Here is a 21,978-nt window from a genome sequence, read left to right as displayed (position 1 = left end):
TTTTATAATTGAAATTTAATCTTCTTTTCCAATAGGGAAATCCTTATTACCACCAGATCCATTTTAAAGGCCGGTGGGTATGTAATGATTGGGGATGGAGGTTTTTTCAATTTGCAAGCTTGTTTCTTATACGGCAGCCCCTTTCGTATGCCTGGCTCAAAAAGGAGGCAAGGGGAATATTCTTATATTCCGGTTTTCCCAGGATGGAAAGCTCCAAAGTGAGCGGTCCCTCATAATGTACCTCATTTAATTTCCCGGCATACCAGTCCCAATCTAGAATTCCATCAAAAGGAAGCAGGTGACGGTCATCCCGGTAATCGATGTTCCCGGGCTGTGTCACTCCAAGATTATCATGGATGTGAATGCATTTCAGACGGGAACCGAATTTTTCAATCATGTCAATGTGAGGAGTATAGCATGCATTATGGCCGCAGTCCCAGCAAAAACCATGAAAAGGATCTGTGATGCGTTCCATTACGGCATCAATGTGAGGGAGTGGCTCGAGGTTTTCAAAACAGATATGCACATGTTTTGATTTTGCGTAATAACACAATTCGGCAAACAGATTCAGCCCTTCCTCGGAAACGTTGGGGGCCGTGTTGCCTACTGTTACGTGCATGACACATTTATCTACCTGGATTTTTCTGCAGGCATTAATGATGGTTTTCAAATAATTCAGATACTCTTTCCCTTCAGAACCGGCTTCCCAGAGCCGGTTTGCATACTGGAACGGAGCATGTATGGTCTCAAAATTCAACTGGTTTTTAAAAGCTTCCTCTGCCCAGAAATCAATGGGCTCCCTACCGGTGAATGTGGTAAAAACACCGTTGAAACCGGCTTCTTTAATAAGTTGGAATTGTTCCTCCACAGACACTTCACTTCCGATTATCGTGGAGATATTGATGTCCCTCATGACTTTCCTCCTGTTTTTCAAATTAATATATTAAGTTCATGATAATTCCCTGCGGATAATCACCGTATTTCTCACCAAATAAATTAATACCTCCTATATATCTGGCATCCTTTTTAATGGCTATGATCAGAGAAATATATGGGTATTTCTCCAGTTCCAGATCACTGATATGCAGATCCGGATTGATCAGCATTCTGTCCAAGTATCCGCCGTCTTCCCTGACAGAAAACGTTTTTAACAGGCCATACTGAGTTCTCCCATTGGACCATGCAGCAGGCGTCAGACGCCCCCGTCTGGCTCCAAAATCACCGGGCGAACAGAATGTAGTGATTTCATGCCCATTTACTGAAATTGTAATATCGGAAGGCCAATCTTCCAGATAACCGGGAGCCTCTGAACATAATTCCATAGAAAATGAAATCTCATGAAGATTCAGCAAAGGATTGATCAGATTTTGAAAACGATATTCAATAAATCCCTGCTGAAACCATAAAAGCTGAGCCTTCATGCGGTAAGGAGAATAAAACGAAGTAGGACTGTCGTATGTGTCAATGGCCCCGTTTTCATCTGCCAGTCCGCATGTGGGTTCAACCTGACACTGATAATAATTGCCGATGGGCATGTCAACAACGATGGTGTTATCCACAACATCCAAATCAGAATCAAAGGTTTCCAGACTAAATGTCTGTATGCTGCAGATGCATACCCGCATGGAACCATGGTTTCCGGGCTGGGTTTCCGTCACTACCAGTCGGGCTTCTTCCAGACATTTGATATGGGCGGCGGTTGATGATACAGGAATTGATAAGATGGCAGCAATTTCCTGTATTGACAGAGGGGTTGTTTTTAACAAATTTAATATATTGAGCCGAACCGGAGAGGAAAGCGCTTTCCCAATCGATATAATATGACTGTGATGGGCGGGGTTACTTAGGTTTAATGCGATATCCCGTTCACCAATGATTTTAACAGGAGCTTTTTGTTTTTTCATAGGAATCCCTTTCTTACATTATTACATTATCTATGGAGTTAAAATTGATTATTAAAAACATGAAAAATGGAATAAAAAATAAATTGCGACAAATGAGAACAATATAATTTGTGCGTTGTTTACAAAAAAAAACAAATTACAACCTCGATATTGACGAATAAGACAAAACATGTTACTATTTGCTTAACAAAAATGCAGTAACAATCTTGCTACAAATGAGAATTGATTACTTATTTATTACAATATTATTATAATAAATAATAGGAGGATTTTCAAGTAAAAATTTTAAAAGAAAAGGAGAAAAACATGAAAAGACAGGCGGTATTATTATTATCCACATTGATGGCTTTTTCCCTGGCAGCATGCGGGGGAGCCCCTTCTTCGAAAACGGCGGCAGAAAAAACTGAGGCAGCAACGCAGAAGACAGCACCTGCATCCGATGCGGCAAAAGGAGATGAACGAACAAAGATTACCTTTATTAATGGATTTACCGGGGGCGACGGTCCTTTTATGAGAAAAATCGTAGACGGTTTTAACGAATCCCAGGATCAATATGTTATAGAACAGTTGCAGGATGCCGATCATTATACGAAATTTAAGTCTGACCATTTTGATATGCTGATCATTCATGCTGACTGGATCTCCACTTATCATGCATTGGGGCTCCTTAGGGAGGTATCGGATTTGTATGACAAAGCGGGAATATCTTTTGATAATGACTTCCATCCGATCACTCAATCCTATGCGAAATATGATGACGGAGTCTTTGCCTTCCCTTTGGATCTTTATGCAGAAACGTTTTACTATAATAAGGAACTGGTTGATATTCCGCCAAAGAATTATGACGACATGATAGCACTTCGCGATAAGCTTGATTCGGTAAATACCGGTATTTATCCCATTGGAATTCCTCTGACAGGAGACCAGCAGTGGGCATGGATGACTGCCCTTGGCCAGTCTGGATGCAACTGGGTCGAAGGAGAACACATCAAAATGGATACCGAAGAAATATGCGATGCGTTTATGAAGGTACATAATCTGATTTATAAAGACCACCTCAGTGCCAAAGGGCTTGGAGACCAGGATCATTACAATACGTTTGTGAATGAAACTGCGGATAATGCAAGCGTTAAAAGCGCCGTATGTCTGACAGGACCATGGAATTATACGGCAGCGAAAGAAATTCTGGGCGACAATCTTGGAATTGGGGTTCTTCCTCAGTTATACGGAGATACGCCATGCGTACCAGCCGGAGGACATACTTTCGGCGTATCTGCTGAAGTGACAGACCAAAAAAAACTTGATGGTATCGCTGCATTTATGAAATATGCTTATCAGCCAGATGTGATGCTTAACTGGGCAGATTCCGGTCAGGCGCCCATCCATCTGGCCACCATGGAAAAGGTAAAGGACAACCCGGACAAATATCCGGTTGCAAATGTTAATTACGGAATATTTGATGATGCGATGATCCTTCCCGCAATTTATAATATCCGCGAACAGGTCAAATATGTGAACTCAACAGTCTGGGCTCTGGTGCTTCAAGAACCTGAATTAACCAGAGATCAGCTGATGGCAGAATTGAAGAATGCAACGGATATTGCTATTGAGCTTTCGGAACAATAATCAATAAATTCAGTTAAGATAACAAGGTTTATCGAAAGTAAAGGAAAAATATGAAGAAAAAGAGTATGGCTGTCTTGTTTATAGTACCTTTTATTATCTTTTTTATTATGTTTTGGCTTATGCCGTTTGTATATGGCGTTATTATGAGCGTAACTAAGTACAGCCTTGTTAAGGGAAATCAGGGGTTTGTTGGATTGGATAACTATATCAAGATACTATTTTCTTCTTCCATGTATCATAAGGCATTTATGCTTGGCTTAAAAAATACCCTGATTTTTGTAGGGGCGACAACACCTTTTCTTGTAGTGGGAAGTCTGGCTCTGGCACTTTTGCTGGACCGGCTTCCCGGGAAGGTGAGAGGGGCGTTCCGGACGATATATTTTGTATCTTATTCTGTATCGGTTACAGCGGTAACCGCCGTCTTTATATGGCTTATGAAAGGAAACGGCGGATATCTCAATAACCTGATGCTTAGCATGGGAATTATCAAAAAGGCGGTTCCATGGCTGGAACAGCAGCCGTTTGTGTGGGTCTCACTAACAGCAGCCACTGTATGGTGGACAATCGGCTATAATATGATGTTGTTTGTAAATGCCCTGAATGAAATAGATATGCAGTTATATGAAGCGTCGGCAATTGATGGCGCCGGTTTTTGGACACAGCTTAAATATATTATTTTTCCGGGGATTAAAAATGTATTTTTCTTTGTGCTTATGACTACGATCATAGCCTCCTTTAATGTATATGGCCAGACCAGGCTGATGACTAAGGGCGGGCCTGGTGAAACGACGAAGTCCTTCATAATGGTGATTACATCCACCATTATGGACCGGAATGATCTGGGCGTCGGAAGTGCCATGACGGTATTGATGGGGATCGTGATTGTGCTTTGCTCAATTGGCCAGTATTATCTTACCAAAGAAAAAGAAGCATTAAGGTAGGAGGAATTATGAAAGGAAAAGATGTCAGTAAAATATTTTTAGTAGTCCTTGCCTGTTTGGTTGCATATATATTTCTCCTTCCCCTTCTGTTTATGTTCTTTACCAGCTTTAAGGGGATTGCGGAATCCGTTACGTCCAAAACACTTCTTCCTAAAACATGGACATTAGAGAATTACAGGGAGTTGTTTATGAATACCGCTACGTCTCCCATACTCCTCTGGCTTTTTAATACGGTGATTGTTACGGTAGCAGGTACAGTTCTCAGAATCACCGTCAGTGTACTGGCTGCTTATTCCCTTGCCAGACTTCCGTTGCCAGGCAAGAGTTTTCTTTTGGTATCACTGATCTGGGCCATGGCAGTCCCGGAAATTGTGACGTACTTCCCTCTGTTTTATACGTTTAAATTAATGGGAGGTTTAAATACATTCTGGCCTCTGATTCTGCCGTCAGGATCCGGGGTTATGTGCATATATCTGATTTACAATTTTCTGTTAGCTTTCCCGCAGGAGTTGGAGGAGGCCGGATTCGTGGAAGGAGCCAATGTTTTCCAGGTATTATGGCATATCGTGCTGCCGTCAGTCAAACCGGTCGTTATTACGCAGGCATTCATTACATTCCTGGGTTTATATAACAGCTACTTGTGGCCGTCGCTGGTGATTAACAGGAATGAAACAAGAACTATCACATTAGGGATTGCAGCCCTGGTTTTGGGAGAAAATTACACAAATCCGGGAATGATGATGGCATCGACTGTGATATCGGTACTTCCGGTCATGGTTATCTTCATTTTTGCCAACAAATATATTGTTAAAGGCTTTACACAATCGGGAATTAAGTAAGGAGAATAGTAATGAGAGAAGAATACCCCCGTCCGGATTTTGTAAGGAACGAATGGATGAACTTAAACGGATTCTGGGATTTTATATATGGTGAAGAAAAAGCAAAGATTCAGGTTCCGTTCGTGTGCCAGAGCGAAAAGAGTGGTGTCAATAAGAGAATAACGGAAGATCATGTGACTTATGAACGAAGGTTTTGTATGCCGGAGGAATGGAAGGGAAAAGAGATTCTCTTAAATTTCGGTGCTGTGGATTATCAGTGCAGGGTTTATATTAATAACAGCTGTATTGGCAGTCATATTGGTGGACAGACTCCATTTTCATTTCCAATTGCGGAATATCTGACATGGGCGGAAGAGACAATAAGGGTTGAGGTTGAAGATCCGTTAAGCGATGAAATGATTCCCAGAGGAAAGCAGTTCTGGAAAGATGAGTCCAGTTTTATCTGGTATACTCCCAGTACGGGAATCTGGCAGACGGTTTGGTTGGAACCGGTTTCCAAAACCTGTCTGGAATGGGCGCATTTTACATCGGATATTGATGAGGGAACTGTACGCATCGATTATCAGCTGACTGAAACGTCAATTTTGCCATGCAGAGTGCATTTGCTCATCACTCTGGGAGAGGATGAGATATTTCACGGAAATATGCTTTGCAATACGGCAAGAAACAGTCTGACTGTAGATGTCTTTCGGAAAAAAGCGATGGAAGGTTCCTTTCATTTTATGGGAAACTACTGGAGTCCGGAAAATCCGATCCTGTATCATGTGCTCATTCAGGTAGAAGAAGGAGATTCCGGTATTCGGGCAGATGTGGTGGAATCTTACTTTGGAATGAGAAAAATACACGTAGAAGACGGTAAACTTTATTTAAATAATCAGCCCTATTATCAAAAATTGGTTTTGGACCAGGGGTATTGGAAGGAAGGATTGATTACGGCCCCTGATGATCAGGAATATTGTAATGACATATTAAAAGCAAAGGCCATGGGATTTAATGGCTGCAGAAAACATGAAAAGGTGGAAGATCCCAGGTTTTTATATTGGGCGGATAAACTGGGGTTTCTTGTATGGGAAGGTATGGCTAGTTTCTGGTCCTATACCCCTCAGGCGGCTGCGGCATTTACCAGAGAATGGCTGGACGTCATACAGCGAGATTATAATCATCCATCTGTTGTGGTTTGGGGAATGCTGAATGAAAGCTGGGGAGTACCCAGAATTTATACCAATAAACAGCAGCAGAGTTTTGCACAGTCATTGTACTATCTGGCACATGGACTGGATTCGACACGTCTGGTGATTTCGAATGATGGATGGGAAATGACAGAAAGTGACATCTGTGCAATTCATAGCTATAAACATGGTGAGATAGATGATAAGAAGCAGCAGCAGCTGTTTGTTGAATGTCTCAGGAAGGTGGAGAGTCTTCCTTTGGTCATGGAAAAGCTTCCTTATGCAAAAGGTTTTTTTTATAGCGGGCAGCCCATTGTTCTTACAGAGTGTGGCGGAATCCGGGTAAAGAAAGAAAAGACGGAAGAAAATACCAGAGAGAAGGCAATACTGGCGGGAGACCAGGATTGGGGATATACCTCTGTGCCGGACACTGATTTTCTGGAAGAGTATGAAAGGGTGATTCATGCAATCTATGATTCGGTTTTGATCAATGGTTTTTGTTATACACAGCTGACTGATGTGGAACAGGAATCAAATGGACTTTTAACGAGGGATCACCGATACAAATTTAAGCCGGAAGATATTCGGAGAATAAACGACCAGAAAAGATGAGAAAGCCTTTGGATCAGCCTTGGCAATCATGAAATTGGAGAGAATTATGGGTAACAGGGAAATTTTGAATCAAACGAAATTATTTGTACTGGATATGGACGGAACGTTTTATCTGGGTGATCAGCTTCTTTCCGGTGCTCTGGACTTTTTAAGGGAAGTGGAAAGTAGCGGACGCCAGTACGTTTTTTTTACAAATAACTCTTCGAGATCACCGGAAAGCTATAGAAAGAAACTGGAAAAAATGAACTGTTTTGTAAGCAAAGATAAGATCATGACATCAGGAGATGTGACGATTCAGTATATCAATACCTTTTATAAAGGAAAAAAAGCATATTTGATGGGAACAAAAACATTGGAAGAAAGCTTTGTAAGTGCCGGCATTCCTATGACTCAGGAAATGCCGGATCTTGTGGTTATTGGCTTTGATACTACACTTACATATGAAAAACTGGAAAAGGCCTGTACGTATATACGGAATGGAGCTGTGTTTCTAGCCACTCATATGGATATTAACTGTCCGACAGAAAACGGATTTATTCCGGACTGTGGTTCTGTCTGCGCAGCAATCAGCCGTTCCACCGGTGTAACCCCCAAATACCTGGGAAAACCTTTTAAAGAAACCATTGATATGGTAGAAGAAAAGACAGGATTTGACCGAAAGGAGATGGCGTTTGTTGGGGACAGGATTTATACAGACGTGGCGGCTGGAGTGAAAAACGGAGCAGCAGGAATTCTGGTTTTGACCGGAGAAACAAAAGAAGAAGATCTGGCGGTATCCGAGATATCCCCGGATGCTGTTTTTAAAAGCATAAAGGAGATGGGAGATATCTTGAAGCATTTACATATCCGGTAATCAAAGGGTCACGGTGCAAAAGATTCCGCCGCCGGTATATTTAAGACTCTTCCTGTTGGGAGTATCCGGCAAAAGCCCGGAAAATGATTATGACCGAAATACCAGACATAAGGGACTGTGCCTGCCATTCATTTAGGGCACAGTCCCATTAAAAATTAAAACTTGATTTTCTTTCTTCAGCAAGGAGATCCCCTGAGGCAATTTAGTAATTCGCTTATTCTTTGATTCCATCAATTACGTTCGATCAAAACTTTCTCTCCAGGAACAATCCCCACCGTTTGTCCTTCGTAATGCAAGGCAGGATGAATCCCTTTGCTGCAGTTGATCAAAAATTCAATTTCTTTTTCCCGCTTTTTGTAACTTACTTCAATTATACCGTATATGGTGGTGATCTTTCCTTCCGCATAATCCAGGCCATCTACCATATCAGGAATGATGCTGATTTCACGGTCTCCGCAGTATTTGATTCCCAGAAGATTTAAGAACAGATAACGGGTTACTGCGCCGAACATCGGATGATTCTTTGATTCTTTCGGATCTAAGAATGATTCCCACAGCGTTGTGGCGCCTGTGCGCCGGATTTTTTCAAAAGAAGATGGGCCGTCTGCCGTCAGCAGGTCATAGGCCGTCTGTGCGTAACCATACCGGAATAATACGCGGATGAGGATGTCTGTGCCAAAGATTCCGGTATCAAATTCGTTCATGGAGGCGTATTTTTTATTGAGGGCGTCCACCATGGCGTCATTTGCCAGGCCTATATCCGCCGCATATGCATCTGCAGCCTGTACTCCGCCGCAGTAGGTGTTGTCCTTTTGGCTGTAGTAGTGAGCGGTCAGTGATTCTTTCTTTTTCTCTGTCGTCACGGCCAGGAGCTCCTTCTGATCTGCCATGCCGAGAATTCCGGCGATTTCAGAGGCGGTCTGCAACGATTTAATATAGAAATACGTACTGACAAAGGGAATGGGAAGCAGAATTTCCTGGGTGGTATTCCAGTCTCCCAGGCACCAACCTCCGGGCTCACCGGAGACGACGAGGCCGTCTTCGCTTCGGCTTTCCAGGTACTCAAACCAGTGCAGCATGGCAGGGAAACATTCTTTCAGGACCTCAGTGTCCCTGTAGTGGACATAGTACTGGTAGGGAACTTCAACAATTGCGGCGCCCCAGGCAGCCGGCCCGCCTCCTCCGCCCTGGAAGGGTGCCGTGTGCTGAATCCGGCCGCTTTCCCTGTCCTGGCAGTCCAGCACGTCGCGGATCCATTTCCGGTACAGCCGTTTTACGCCCAGGGTAAGCATGATCGTGCGGGCGCCTAACTGGCCGTCGCCGGTATAGCCAAGCCGCTCCCTGTTTGGAGTATCCAGCGGGACGCCGCAGTGAATGTTGGAAAGCTGTGTCCGTACATATGCCTCATAAAGCCAGTTCAATGTCTCATTGCTGCAGCGGAAGCAGGAAGTCTGTTCCACATCCGTGTGAACGACGGCACACAGGAACGGCGTATCTCCGGATTGGGACAGCCTGCCGGTCACTTCGAAATAACGGAAGGCCTGCCAGCTGAATTTGGGACACATGGTTTCCATGCGGCCGTTACCGATATATTCTGTGGTCTGAATCTGTTCCTCACCTCCGCTGGAGACGAAGTCCAGTTCGCCATCGGGCGTAAGCTCGTCGGCGTGGCGGATGGTTATAGTTTCTCCATCTTCTACGGTCCCGGTCACCGTCACCCAGCCGCTTATATTCTCGCCTGCATCATAGATGGCGCTTTTTCCATTGTCCCGGAGCTTCTTAGGTATCAGTGTCCGGATAATTTTATCGCCGGGGCAGTCGGAACGGCACATCGTGGTTTCGATCGGGGAGACGGAAACTGCCGGTTCCCAGTGAGAGTCGTCAAAATCCGGGGACTGCCAGCCGGGAAGCTTAAGACGCAGGTCGTGTTTTTCTCCGAAAAAAAGGTTGTTGAACGTAACTTCACTATTATGCCAGCGCATGGTCTCATCTGACACGATGGTCATCTTCTGCTCCCCGGCGATCTCCAGCCGAAAGGTGAGCCGCGGCTCTCCAAAGGACTGATGACCCTCTACGATCCGCTCCTTCTGATTATACCAGCCGTTACCGAGTTCGACGGCAATGACATTTTCCCCATCCCGTAAATATTCTCCGGCTGAATAGACATCGTAATAGGTACGGTGAGTGAATGTACCCTTCATGGGATAGAGAAAGCTGGAAATATCCCTGGGCCGGTAATCCGATGTGACTGGGATCAGACAGTCGCCATTTACCTTTCTGCCGTTTATGTACAGCTCATAGAAGCCCAGGCCGCAGATGGCGATCACTGCCTCTGCCGGTTTTCGTATCTGAAAGGTCTTTCTGAAGTACGGTGCATCGCAGGAGCGGGAGGACTGTACCCAATTCTTATTTTCCAGTTTCATAGTTTCCTCCAAATGAATGAACTTTTTTGTTAAGGATAGTATAATGAAAATACTTTGTCCATGGAAAATCCGCCACAGTTGAACGGAGAATTTAACACAGCCCTGCGGCAGGGTAAATCCGCTTCCGATCCTGGGGCAGAATGTATGGAGAATCCGCCACTGCAGATGGAGAATAACGTTTCAGGAGGCGTTTTTTCCTCTGTTTGTGTGAAATTTTCACCATATCATGATGTCATTTTCCATTCTAAAAACGGGAACGGATATGATAAAATTAGGCCATAAAAAACAGGGAGGTTGACTCGATGAAACGAAGAACAATCGCAATCATGATAGCGGCAGCTGTAGCCGCCGGCAGCATGGCAGGCTGCAGCAGGGCAGACCAAAAGGCTCCGGAGGCGGATCAGACGGCTGCCGGTACGACAGAGGCCGCCGGTAAGACTGCTGAGGAAGCAAAAGCAGAAGACGGGGAGTGGGAGTATAAGGAAGCGACGCTGACTGCTTCCATCGGAACGGACTTGGCGCCGGCCGGATACGAAGCCGTATTTGCACTGGCAGAAAAGAAGCTTGGAATTCACGTAGACGTGGAAGTCCGCGGCGGCGGAGACAATGGAGACAGCATCATCAAGACGCGTCTGGCTTCCGGCGATATGGCAGACCTCTGCGGAACCAATTCAGGAGCACTCCTTTCCGCACTCAATCCGGCAGAGTATTTCATTGATATCACCAACGAAGACTGGGCGGCCAGACTGGACGATACGTATAAGCAGGCAGTCACCATAGACGGCGTGGTATATGGAATTCCCACATCCTCTGCCAAGGGCGGCGTGATCTTATACAACAAGAACGTCTATGAAAAATACAACTTAGAAGTACCGAAGACCTGGGATGAATTTCTGCATAACTGTGATGTCTTAAAGGAAGCCGGAGAGGTAGCACTGATCGGTTCCTACGCGGATCAGTGGACGACCCAGTTCCCATTCCTGGGGGACTACTATAATGTGATGGTACAGGAACCGGATTTCGCAAAGAAGTTTGAACAGGGAGAAATTAAGTTCGCCACCAATGAAGCCGGGCTGCGCAGCTGGGAAAAACTGGCGGATACCACACCTTATTATAACGAGGACTACATGGCGACCACCTATAACGATGCCTGCGACATGATCGTAAACGGAGAGGGTGCTCATTACTTCTCCAGTTCCCAGGCGCTCTCCAATATCTATGAACTGTATGGAGATGAAGTAAATAATGTAAGAGCATTTGCGATTCCGGGTGATGATCCGGACAAGCAGGGACTGACCGTATGGGAGCCATCTTCCTGGTATGGAAATAAGAATTCCGGTAAGGTGGATGATATCAAGCGCTTAATGGAATTCATGATTTCCGACGAGGCGCTGGATACCTACACAGCAGCACTTCTTCCGGAAGGACCATACTGCGTGAAGGGATACGAATTACCGGATAATGCTTACGATGCGGTTAAATACGATCTTCAGGAATACTTTGATTCCGGAAAGACCGGCCTGGCACTGGAATTTATCACGCCGGTGAAAGGTGCTGACTGCCCGGCAATTTGTCAGGAACTGGGAACAGGCCAGACAACTCCATTAGAAGCGGCAGCCGCTTACGATGAAGATTGTAAGAAACAGGCGGTGCAGTTAGGTCTGGATTGGAAGTAAACTGAGGATGACAGACGAAGCGTTCACTTCTGGTGATACGCTTCGTTCTTTCTTAAACAGGAAAGTGTACCTGGCCGGAGGAAAAACTCCGGGGAGCGTGGCCGTATGATATCTGGGACCGTGTTCCGGCACAGAAGTCCGGCACGCCGGACATATAACTGAAGGAGAACGAAATGGATAAGAAAAAAATATATTCCACATGGTTTCTGGTTCCGGCTATGGCCGTATTCACCGTGTTTTTTCTGATACCGCTGCTTCTTTCCCTGTATTTCAGTCTGACGATCTGGAATTTCAATGAAGTGAAATTTTGCGGCCTGGACAATTTTAAGATGTTCTTTTCAGAACGGGCCTTAAATACGGGAGTTAGGAATACGATGATCTACGCGGTACTGACATGTGGTCTCAAGGTGGTACTGGGATTTTTAATCGGCGTTTTCTTGACCAGCAGCATTAGGACGAAGAATCTGCTGCGTTCCGTTGTGTTCTTTCCCAATCTTGTTTCCACCATTGCGGTGGGGATTACGTTTACGGCGCTGATGCATCCGTCGAAAGGACTCATCAACAAGGTGCTGGAACTGATCGGGGTCCATGGAATTGACTGGCTGGGAAATATGAAGCTGGCGCTGTATTCTGTGGTTGGAACCGATGTATGGAAGGGCGTTGGTGTCGCAGCGGTGATCTTTATCGCAGGAATTCAGGCGATTGACAAGACTTATTACGAAGCGGCGGTGATCGACGGTGCAGGAAAATTAAAACAGTTGCTTTATATCACGATTCCGTTGGCGAGACCGGCCATGAATTCCGTTATCATGCTGGCATTCATCGGAGGCATGCGAAGCTTTGATTTAATCTGGGCAATGACCGGAGGCGGACCGGGATATGCCACCGAGGTGGTTGCATCAGCCGTGTATAAACAGTATGCTGCAGGTTATTACGGCCTGTCGACGGCGGGAAATGTGATCATGTTTCTCATGATCGCAGTTCTTGCGTATCCGCTCCAGAAATTCTTACTGAGCAGGGAGGTAGACTGACATGACGAATAAAAAAAGAATCCGGCTTTTGGGAGATGTTATGGGATTGATTGTGGCCGGCGGGATATTTGTGGTACCGTTTGTTTTCATGTTTGTCAATTCTTTAAAGGGGAGGCGGGAAGCCAATTTACTGCAGCTGTCTCTGCCGGAGGTGTTCCAGTGGGACAATTATCTGGAAGTGATAAAGGCCAACAATTATCTGCTCATCCGGTCCTTTAAAAACAGCGCGGTTCTTACCGCCGGATCGGTCGCTCTGCTGATCGTGGTTTGTTCCATGGCCGGCTATGTGCTTCAGAGAAGGAGAGACCGCTTAACCGGCGTTGTAAACAGCGTCATCCTCTCGGGGCTCATGGTGCCTCCGGCCATTCTGCCGACGATATGGGTTATGAAGGGGCTGTATTTATATAAGACGATTCCGGGAATGATACTGATTGAATGCGCGCTTCAGATCCCGTTCACCATTATGCTTTACCGCGGCTTTGTAGGTTCCATTCCGGTAGAACTGGAAGAAGCGGGATATATTGACGGCTGTTCCAGGAAGCAGATGTTCACAAAGATCATTCTTCCGCTCCTCAAGCCAGTGACGTCCACCGTTATCATTTTGAACGCGGTGGCCGTGTTCAATGACTTTACGAATCCCTTATATTTCCTGCCGGGAACGAAGAATGCCACAATTCAGCTGACGCTGTTTAATTTTATCGGGCGGTACTCCAGTTCCTATAACCTGCTGTTTGCCAACGTGATCATGATTACAATCCCCATGCTGGTGCTGTTCCTGTTCTTTAACAAGAGGATCGTGGACGGCATGGTAGCCGGTTCCGTGAAGGGATAAGACCTTATCCGGGCAGAGCTTCTGCTGTTTAGGGGAAAATATTTGTGCTTGATTAATCGGAAATGGAACTGTAGACTAATGATAGAAAAGCAGGACGGTACGGGAAAGTTTTACGTGCTGTCTGTCCGGCATAAGGAAACGACAAAAAGAGGTAAAACATTATGAAATTTCGCACCCGGATGATCATGGTATACTCTGTGTTTATTCTGTCCGCAGCCATTTTGCTGGGAGGAGCCTTCTACTATTCCAGCGTCAGGCGTTCTGTGAATCAGGAGCTGCAGAATCTGGAGGATATATCAAGACAATTAAACCAGCAGTATGAGGAATCGGTCAAGGCGATGAAGAACGTATGCCATTACGTTTTAAGCGATGTGGATGCCCTGGATGCGATACGAAAGCTGTCCGTATTTCCCAAGGATGCTGATTATGCTTCCCTGTATTTCAGCGAAGCTGCCAGAGCGGTGCGGAATTTACTTAATACAGACTATATCATAAGCAATTTCTATCGGGTCATCTTCTTTAACCGGAACGGTGTGGTGGTATCCACGATTCATGAGAAACGGAAGATGGACCCAAGGGCCGGTATCGACACGCTTCCCTGGATGGGGGAGATGGATTCTGTCGGCTACGGAGAGTTCGCAGTCATCGGCCTGCATGAAGATGACTGGGGGGAGAAGAAACAGAATGTATATTCCGTTATAAAGGAGATTCAGGGAGATAATCTGGGTTATATCGAGGTGCAGCGTACGGAGGAGTCTTTAAAAGCTCTGCTTGAGGTATCCAATCCCGAGATTAAAGTCCTTCTGTTCGATAGACAGGGAAAGCTTCTGTTCAGCAACGGCCGGTATGACGGCGATTTAGGATATGAAGAATTCCTGGCGCAGGGAGATACCAGTGCAAAAAGATACCGGAATACGGTCACAGGATATGAGGAGTTTCTTGCCGAGAGCGTATCAGAGGAAACGGGCGTTGCAATCATAGTGGCGGAACGGTTTGATGCGGTAAAGAGCGACCTGCACTATATTTTTACGATTACGCTGCTGCTTGCAGCCAGCTTCATCGCCATTGCGATCCTCTATACCGTCGCGGCTTCCAATCATCTGGCAAAGCCGGTTCAGGAACTGGCGGCACTGATGGAGCGCACGAAACTGAATAATATCACGGAAAATGTGGAGCTGAAAACAACCAATAATGAGATTGAACAGCTGAGACAATCCTATGAAAATATGTTAAAGCGTCTGGACAGCGCGATTTTGAAGGAGAAGAGGACCTCCATGATTCAGCTTCAGGCCCAGTTCGACGCACTCCAGGCTCAGGTAAATCCTCATTTTATCTATAATATTTTAAATGTCATTTCCGGCAGGGGAGTATTAAATGACGATGAGGTAATCTGTGATATCTGCGACGGGCTGGCGGCTATGCTGCGGTATTCGACCAATACCAAGGAGCGGTATGCCACGGTGGAAAAGGAAGCCGACTACGTGGAAGCGTATATCAAGCTTTTAAAGTGCCGTTATGAGCATAAGCTGGAGTATCATATCGACATACAGCCCGAAATCAGAAATCATATTCTGCCGAAGTTGGTTTTACAGCAGCTGGTAGAAAACAGTATATCCCACGGCTATGAACATGGATATGAGACCATGCGGCTGGAGATTTCCGGCTGGCAGGATCAGGAAGGCTGGTATATCAGAATCAGGGACAATGGGGTCGGATTTTCAGAAGAATCCCTTAATTATGTCCGGGATGAGATTATGAAGCTGCGGATGCAGATCAGCTCGATTCAGCGAAATGTGGAGATGGAGATCGGGGGAATGGGGAATGCCAATACCTATGCCCGGCTCTATCTGCTCTATTCGGAGCAACTGATCTACCGTGTGGGGAACTACGAACAGGGCGCGGAAGTATTTCTTGGAATCCGTGAGTCCAAAGAGGGGGAGTTATAATATGTACCGTATACTCGTAGTGGATGATGAACCGGCGGCCATCAGGCATATCTGCAATATTATCGCCATCAAATGCCCGCAGTTTGAAGTGACCGTGACGGCGGAGCACGGGCAGGAGGCATTAAAACGGATGGAAGAGGATCTGCCGGATATCCTGATCACGGATGTGAAGATGCCGGTGATGGATGGAATTGCTCTTGCGGAAAAGGTTAAGGAACGCTATCCGGATGTTCTGTCACTGGTGGTGAGCGGGTATCAGGAGTTCGAGTATGCAAAGGCCGCGATCCGGTCAGGCGTATACGATTATCTGTTAAAACCCATCAAGCCGGCGGCACTTCAGAGCGTCTTAAACAGCATGGGGGAGCGTCTCGATGAAATCTATGCCAGAAAAAGGAATCAGTTGATGAAGAGCCTCTGCGAAAAAAATGCTGTGAGCAAGGAGGTCCTGGAACGCTATTTTCCAGCAGGAAGATACTATGCGGCGATTGTGAGGAGAAACGGACTTCCCAGACGGTACTCCGGCAATTCGGGATTCGAGATTTTTTCGGGAAAGAATGAGAAGATTTTCCTGTATGGCAGGGACGAGATGGAAGCCATGTATCTTTATCCTGAAGATATTCTCATCTATAAGAGCTTTTATCAGATTATTTCTGAGACTATCCGCAGGGAGCACGGCAATTCCAATTATGTGACAGGCGTGATCCGGGAGGCTCCGTTTTTAATTGAACATGGGGCCCGTGTGTTCGAGGAGTTGTATCAGATCCTGGACCGCAGCATTATTATCGGTGTGAATCAGATCCTGATTGCGGAAGAATTGCAGGAAGAAAAGCAAAAGGGCTGGGAAAAGGGGACTGGTGAATTCCGCGCACTGGAAAGCTGCATCGAAAAAGGACAGCGGGACCGGATCCTGCCGGCGGTGGGCGAGCTGTTCGGCTATTGGAAACGAGCGAAAAAAACACAGATGTACGTGGAAGCTCAGGTGCGGTATCTTCTGATCCTGCTGGATAAATTTGGCCTGCTGTCGCAGGCGGAGCAAAACGGAGAAAGAATTCTGGATGAAATCTTCTACTATGCGGAAAACTTGGATGAGGTATCAGACGCCATCCAGAACATGCTGGCGCAGAAGATCAGGAAAGAACCGCAGCAGCAGAAGATGGATACAGAAGAATTTTTCGGAAGGATCACGGCCTTTATAGAGCGCCATCTGTCCGAGGACCTTTCCATGGGGCGGCTGTGCAGGGAATTTGGGCTGTCTCCTACGTATTTGAACAAGCTGTTCCGGAAGTATTCCGGCAATTCTTTCAATAAGTATCTGACCCTGGCACGCATCCAATGTGCAAGGGAGATCATGAATGAGGAACCGTCCATCTATGTGAAGGACGTGGCGTCCAGGACAGGTTATAACGACCAGTTTTATTTCAGCAGGATCTTTACCTCGGTTATGGGAATCAGCCCATCGGATTATATGGAACAGATTCAGAATCATAAAAAAGAAAACGGATAAGGTACGCATGATGAGCAGGGAATTAGAACAGAAAATGAAAGAGGTCCTTCAGAAAGCAGTCGAAAACCGGGAGCTTGGCGGGGCCAATGTGCTCGTGACCAGAGACGGCAGGGAGCTGTGCTATCTGGAGGCCGGTTTCGCGGATATAGCGGCGGGGAAAAAAATCGGAAAGGATACCATTTTCCGGTTGTATTCCATGACTAAGCCCGTGACAGCCGTGGCTGCCATGATTTTACTGGAACGGGGAGAAATTTGCCTGCAGACTCCGGTGGAAGAGTATTTACCGTCCTTTGCAGGAGGAAAGGTGTGCTGCGGCACGAACGTATCGGCATTTCCAACCGATGGATTATGCAGAGCGTCTGCTGGCCCCGCGTCCGGGGAAGGGGAAGTGCAGCTGGAAGATGTGGAACGCCCCATGAACCTGTACGATCTCCTTCATATGACTTCCGGCCTCACATACGGGGATTCGGAGTCCTTGACGGAGATGGGGACGAGAGGGCTTTTCAACGAGGCCGAAAGAAGCCTGTACAAAAAAGAGCCGATGACCACACAGGAGTTTGCCGGGAAGGCAGGGAAAATCCCTCTTCTGTTTCAGCCCGGAACGTCGTGGAAGTATGGTATTTCTGCCGACATCATGGGGGCGGTCATTGAGAAAGTTACCGGAGAATCATTTGGCGGCTTTTTAATAAAAGAAATTTTTGAACCGCTAGGCATGACGGATACAGCATTCAATGTATCGGAAGAGAAGCGGGACCGTCTGGCAAAGGCCTATGAAACGGGAGAAGACGGAAGATTAGAAGAATACACAGGAAATTTCCTGGGAATCAGAAATGCCATGGATGATAAAGCCAGATTTGAATCCGGGGGGGCGGGGCTTGTCTCCACCATCAGCGACTATGAGAAGTTTGCCGGAATGCTTCTCAACAATGGAAGCCTTGGAGGAAAAAGGATTCTTCAGCCCGCTACCGTTGAGTATCTGACCAGGGGCCGGCTGTCAGGAAGCCGGCAGGAGAGCTTTGAGAAATGGTCTGGCCAATCCGGCTTCAGCTATGGGAACTTTATGAGGGTTCTGTGGAACCCTTGGCAGTCAGCCGTCCTTGGAAGGCAGATGGAATACTGTTGGGATGGATGGCTCGGCTGTTATTTTGTGAACTGTCCCCAGGAAAAGGTGACATTTCTTGTGATGCAGCAGAAAAAGGATGCCGGAAAGCTGGTTGCAAGACTGAAAAATATACTATTTTCGCATGACTTATGATGCAGAAAGGAAACCAGGATGTTTTTAACTCATGAGAAATTGACTGCTTACACGAAAGAACTATGGGACCGGAGGTATGAAGAATCAATGGATTTATTCCCGTTGGCCTCCAGGGACGCCGGCTGTGAAACGGATGAGGTCATCGTCCAATACCCGGGGCAGTTAAATGGTGATAAACAGGTCCGAAAAGGCGACTTTTTTATCGGCAGGGACCGCTATCTTTGGCTTCAGACAACCGCGAAGGTTCCGGAGAAAAAGGAAGGCAGCCAGGTTACCGGTGTCTTTGATTTTGGAAAGACAGGGGATGGCTTCAACAGCGGTTTTGAATCTCTGCTTTTTATTGACGGAAAACCATATCAGGGAGTGGATACATTCCATAATGAGGTGGTGCTGGAGGCATTTGCGGGGAAGAATATCGAACTGACCTTCCTGCTCTGGACAGGGCTGGAGGGTGGCGGTGTCCCCACCGACCAGATCCATTGTTTTAAGAAAGCAGGCATCGGATACTTGAATCTGGCTGCAGACCGCTTCTATTACCATTCCGATGGGATTGTTAAGAGTACAGCCCTGATGCCGGATACAGGCACAGAACGGGGCGCACTTCTGGAAGCACTTGACGGCGCATTTTCTTTCATTGACTGGGATCGGGACCGGTTTTATCCCACGGTGAAGAAGGCGCTGGAGAATCTGGAGGAACAGCTGGCCCGGATGCCGAAAAACAGCCAGGTCACGGTGCACTGCGTGGGCCATACCCACATTGATGTGGCATGGCTTTGGAGGCTGAAGCACACCCATGAAAAAGCGGTGCGTTCGTTTTCTACCGCGCTCAGGTTGATGGAACAAAACGACGACTTCTTATTTTTGCAGAGTCAGCCCCAGCTTTACCAGTTTATCAAACAGGACTGTCCGGAGATTTATGAGCAGATCAAAAACAGGATTGCTGAGGGAAGATGGGAAGTGGACGGTGGTATGTGGCTGGAAGCGGACTGCAATATCACCTCCGGCGAAGCACTTGTGCGCCAGTTCCTGTATGGCTGTAACTTTATTAAGGATGAATTCGGCTGGGACTGCACCCATCTCTGGCTGCCGGATGTGTTTGGCTACAGCTGGGCCCTGCCGCAGATTTTAAAGCAGTGTAACATTAAGACGTTTGCGACCACGAAAATCAGCTGGAATGATGTCAATCGGATGCCTCATGATTTATTCTGGTGGAGAGGGATTGATGGCAGTGAGGTCCTGACCTATTTTATAACCACACCTTATGAGCAGGATGGTTCAGAACATAAGCATGGAGCCACTTATAACGGTAAGCTGACCCCGTTTGAGGTATTTGGAAGCTGGGAGAAATTCCGGGATAAGGATCTGACAAAGGACGTGCTGATATCCTTCGGCCATGGCGATGGGGGAGGAGGGGTGACGCCGGGCATGTTAAAGAGCAGGCGTTCCATGAATTTACTTCCGGGCGTTCCCAACGTGGTGAATGACACGGCTGGGAATTACTTTGAGAAGATTCATAAGGATATGGAAGAAAATAAGAGCCGGCAGCCGGTATGGGACGGCGAGCTGTATTTAGAATACCACCGGGGCACCTATACCTCTCAGGCGAGAAACAAGAAGTGGAACAGGAAGCTGGAATGGAAGCTGGCGGAAACGGAATGGCTGGCCAGTCAGGTGATGACAGAGGATAGGGAATATCCCCAAAACGAGATTCACCACGCCTGGGAAATCGTTCTGCGAAACCAGTTCCACGATATCATTCCGGGCTCCTCCATTCATGAGGTTTACCAGGATTCGGAAAAGGAATACCGGGAGGCAGACCGCCTGTTAAATGAGACGAGAGACGTGCTCCTAAGCCGGCTTGTAAAGGCTGACGATGATCACTGGACGCTCTGGAATTTCAGCAGCTTTGACCGGAACGACCTTGTGTTTGTCGAGGAAATGAGAGAGGGAAGCTTTGCAGAGCAGGACGGAACCCCCATCTTGGCGGGCAGAACCGGAGAAGGCTGTTTCCTTCATGTAAAGATGGGCGGGCTTGAAATGAGGACCATCCGTTTTCTTCCGGGAAAGGAAGCCGCTGCACAGAAGATGACGGCGGAGTTTTTGAACGTGGAGGCAAAGACACCGTATTACCAAATCCGCTGGAACGAGAAAGGGCAGCTTGTTTCTGTTTATGACAGGGAAAATGAGCGGGAAGTGCTGAGAGGAGAAGGAAACCGTCTGGAAATCTTTGAAGACAGGCCCATGCGGTATGATGCGTGGGATATCGATATGTTCTACATGGAGAAAATGGAGACGGCAGCGGTAAAGGAAGCGCCTAGGCTTGTGGAAAATAACGGGGTCAGGGCGGTGATCCGCTTCTCCTACATTTACCGGAGCTCTTCCATCAAACAGGACATGGTACTGTATGCAAAAAGCCGCCGGATTGATTTTGAAACTGTGGTGGACTGGCATGAGGATCACCGGCTTTTAAAGGCTGCCTTTGATTTCGATGTCAGGGCCACGAAAGCATCCTATGATATTCAGTTTGGCCATGTGGAGCGTCCAACCCATTACAACACCAGCTGGGACCAGGCGAAGTTCGAGGTGGTGGGACACAAGTGGGCGGATATCTCCGACAGCAGTTTCGGAGTCAGCCTTATGAACGACTGCAAATATGGATACAGCGCAAAGGACAGTACCCTTAAAATTTCCCTGTTAAAGAGCGCAAAATATCCGGATACGGAAGCGGACATGGGCGTACATTCATTTACCTATTCCCTCTACCCCCATGCAGGGACGGTGACAGAAGGCGGAACGATTCCGGAAAGTATAAATTTGAATCTGCCGGTGGGCTCCGTGAAGGGAATGGAAAAGGAAGCATTTGCAGGCAAACGATTGTTGTGGACCGATAACCCGGCAGTGCTTGTGGATACGGTGAAAAAGGCGGAGAAAGAGGAATGCCTGGTGGTAAGGATTCATGAGACGACAGGCAGCAGGCAGAAAGTTGGCATAAAATCAGATTACCGGATAAAAGAATGGACGGTCTGCAATATGCTGGAACAGGATGCGGGAATCAGGGAAGCTGCAGGCATATCCGCAGTTTTGCAGCCATTTGAAAGCAGGAGCTTTAAGGTGTGGATGGAAGTGTGAAGAAAAAATTTAAGGATAGAATATAAAAGGTAAAACGCGAATTGGGAATTGCGTATAGTAGCCCGTGAAGTATTATCTGTGAAACGGTTGTGATGTGAAATATAAATTCAGCTGATTGTAATGAGTGTAGAGGATCGTAGAAATGCGGTCCTTTATTGCAATTGTGGATAAGTATAAAATTAAGCATCAAAGTTGAAAGGCTTCATATGTCAAGGAATAGTTTATGTAAATGTATAAA

Annotated in this window: 15 protein-coding genes; 12 read left to right on the top strand and 3 right to left on the bottom strand. The window is 46.6% G+C overall.

Annotation, left to right across the window (positions count from 1 at the left end; all coding sequences use genetic code 11):
* Window positions 1–106 precede the first annotated feature (106 nt).
* Complete coding sequence (locus RT269_RS12525; protein WP_313183048.1) at window positions 107–913, bottom strand: sugar phosphate isomerase/epimerase family protein; 807 nt, start codon at window positions 911–913, stop codon at window positions 107–109.
* Between the two features lie 22 nt (window positions 914–935).
* Window positions 936–1,904: an ArsR/SmtB family transcription factor gene (locus RT269_RS12520; protein ID WP_313183046.1), complete on the bottom strand. Its 969-nt coding sequence runs from the start codon at window positions 1,902–1,904 to the stop codon at window positions 936–938.
* A gap of 306 nt (window positions 1,905–2,210) precedes the next feature.
* Between RT269_RS12520 and RT269_RS12515 the strand changes: the two genes are divergently transcribed.
* From RT269_RS12515 to RT269_RS12495, 5 genes are read left to right on the top strand one after another with little or no spacing between them, the layout of a single operon-like run.
* Window positions 2,211–3,530, top strand: coding sequence for an ABC transporter substrate-binding protein (locus RT269_RS12515; RefSeq protein ID WP_313183044.1), 1,320 nt, complete (start codon window positions 2,211–2,213; stop codon window positions 3,528–3,530).
* A gap of 50 nt (window positions 3,531–3,580) precedes the next feature.
* Complete coding sequence (locus RT269_RS12510; protein WP_313183043.1) at window positions 3,581–4,471, top strand: carbohydrate ABC transporter permease; 891 nt, start codon at window positions 3,581–3,583, stop codon at window positions 4,469–4,471.
* An 8-nt stretch (window positions 4,472–4,479) separates the two neighbouring features.
* Entirely contained in the window at window positions 4,480–5,310 is an 831-nt protein-coding gene (locus RT269_RS12505) for a carbohydrate ABC transporter permease (protein WP_313183041.1), read from the top strand.
* A gap of 11 nt (window positions 5,311–5,321) precedes the next feature.
* Window positions 5,322–7,091 carry a glycoside hydrolase family 2 protein gene (locus RT269_RS12500; protein ID WP_313183039.1) on the top strand — a complete coding sequence of 590 codons (1,770 nt, stop codon included), beginning with the start codon at window positions 5,322–5,324 and terminating at the stop codon, window positions 7,089–7,091.
* 46 nt (window positions 7,092–7,137) lie between these two features.
* A complete protein-coding gene (locus RT269_RS12495) occupies window positions 7,138–7,944 on the top strand; it encodes an HAD-IIA family hydrolase (RefSeq protein WP_313183037.1) in 807 nt (268 codons plus the stop codon).
* Window positions 7,945–8,174: 230 nt separating this feature from the next.
* Here the strand turns inward: RT269_RS12495 and RT269_RS12490 are convergent, their stop codons facing one another.
* Window positions 8,175–10,367, bottom strand: a complete 2,193-nt coding sequence (locus tag RT269_RS12490; RefSeq protein WP_313183035.1) for a family 78 glycoside hydrolase catalytic domain — start codon at window positions 10,365–10,367, stop codon at window positions 8,175–8,177.
* A 302-nt stretch (window positions 10,368–10,669) separates the two neighbouring features.
* Here RT269_RS12490 and RT269_RS12485 point away from each other — a divergent pair, with 302 nt between their 5' ends.
* The 7 genes from RT269_RS12485 to RT269_RS12455 all read left to right on the top strand — a co-directional run bounded on the left by RT269_RS12485 (window position 10,670) and on the right by RT269_RS12455 (window position 21,740).
* Window positions 10,670–12,043 (top strand): ABC transporter substrate-binding protein, encoded by a 1,374-nt coding sequence (locus RT269_RS12485; protein WP_313183034.1) that lies wholly within the window; start codon window positions 10,670–10,672, stop codon window positions 12,041–12,043.
* Between the two features lie 173 nt (window positions 12,044–12,216).
* Complete coding sequence (locus RT269_RS12480) at window positions 12,217–13,074, top strand: carbohydrate ABC transporter permease (RefSeq protein WP_313183033.1); 858 nt, start codon at window positions 12,217–12,219, stop codon at window positions 13,072–13,074.
* A gap of 1 nt (window position 13,075) precedes the next feature.
* Window positions 13,076–13,906, top strand: coding sequence for a carbohydrate ABC transporter permease (locus tag RT269_RS12475; protein ID WP_313183032.1), 831 nt, complete (start codon window positions 13,076–13,078; stop codon window positions 13,904–13,906).
* A 161-nt stretch (window positions 13,907–14,067) separates the two neighbouring features.
* On the top strand, window positions 14,068–15,852 hold the full coding sequence (locus RT269_RS12470) for a sensor histidine kinase (RefSeq protein WP_313183030.1): 1,785 nt from the start codon (window positions 14,068–14,070) through the stop codon (window positions 15,850–15,852).
* 1 nt (window position 15,853) lies between these two features.
* Window positions 15,854–17,356 (top strand): response regulator, encoded by a 1,503-nt coding sequence (locus RT269_RS12465; RefSeq protein ID WP_313183029.1) that lies wholly within the window; start codon window positions 15,854–15,856, stop codon window positions 17,354–17,356.
* A gap of 7 nt (window positions 17,357–17,363) precedes the next feature.
* The gene (locus RT269_RS12460; RefSeq protein ID WP_313183027.1) at window positions 17,364–18,611 is read left to right on the top strand and encodes a serine hydrolase domain-containing protein; all 1,248 of its coding nucleotides are present in this window, start codon (window positions 17,364–17,366) and stop codon (window positions 18,609–18,611) included.
* A gap of 18 nt (window positions 18,612–18,629) precedes the next feature.
* Window positions 18,630–21,740 carry an alpha-mannosidase gene (locus tag RT269_RS12455; RefSeq protein ID WP_313183025.1) on the top strand — a complete coding sequence of 1,037 codons (3,111 nt, stop codon included), beginning with the start codon at window positions 18,630–18,632 and terminating at the stop codon, window positions 21,738–21,740.
* Window positions 21,741–21,978: the final 238 nt, after the last annotated feature.

The organism is Lacrimispora sp. (genome assembly GCF_032078915.1).
Lineage (GTDB): Bacteria > Bacillota > Clostridia > Lachnospirales > Lachnospiraceae > Lacrimispora.
Note: the sequence above shows the minus strand (reverse complement) of the source record. Positions and strands in the feature narration are given on the sequence as shown.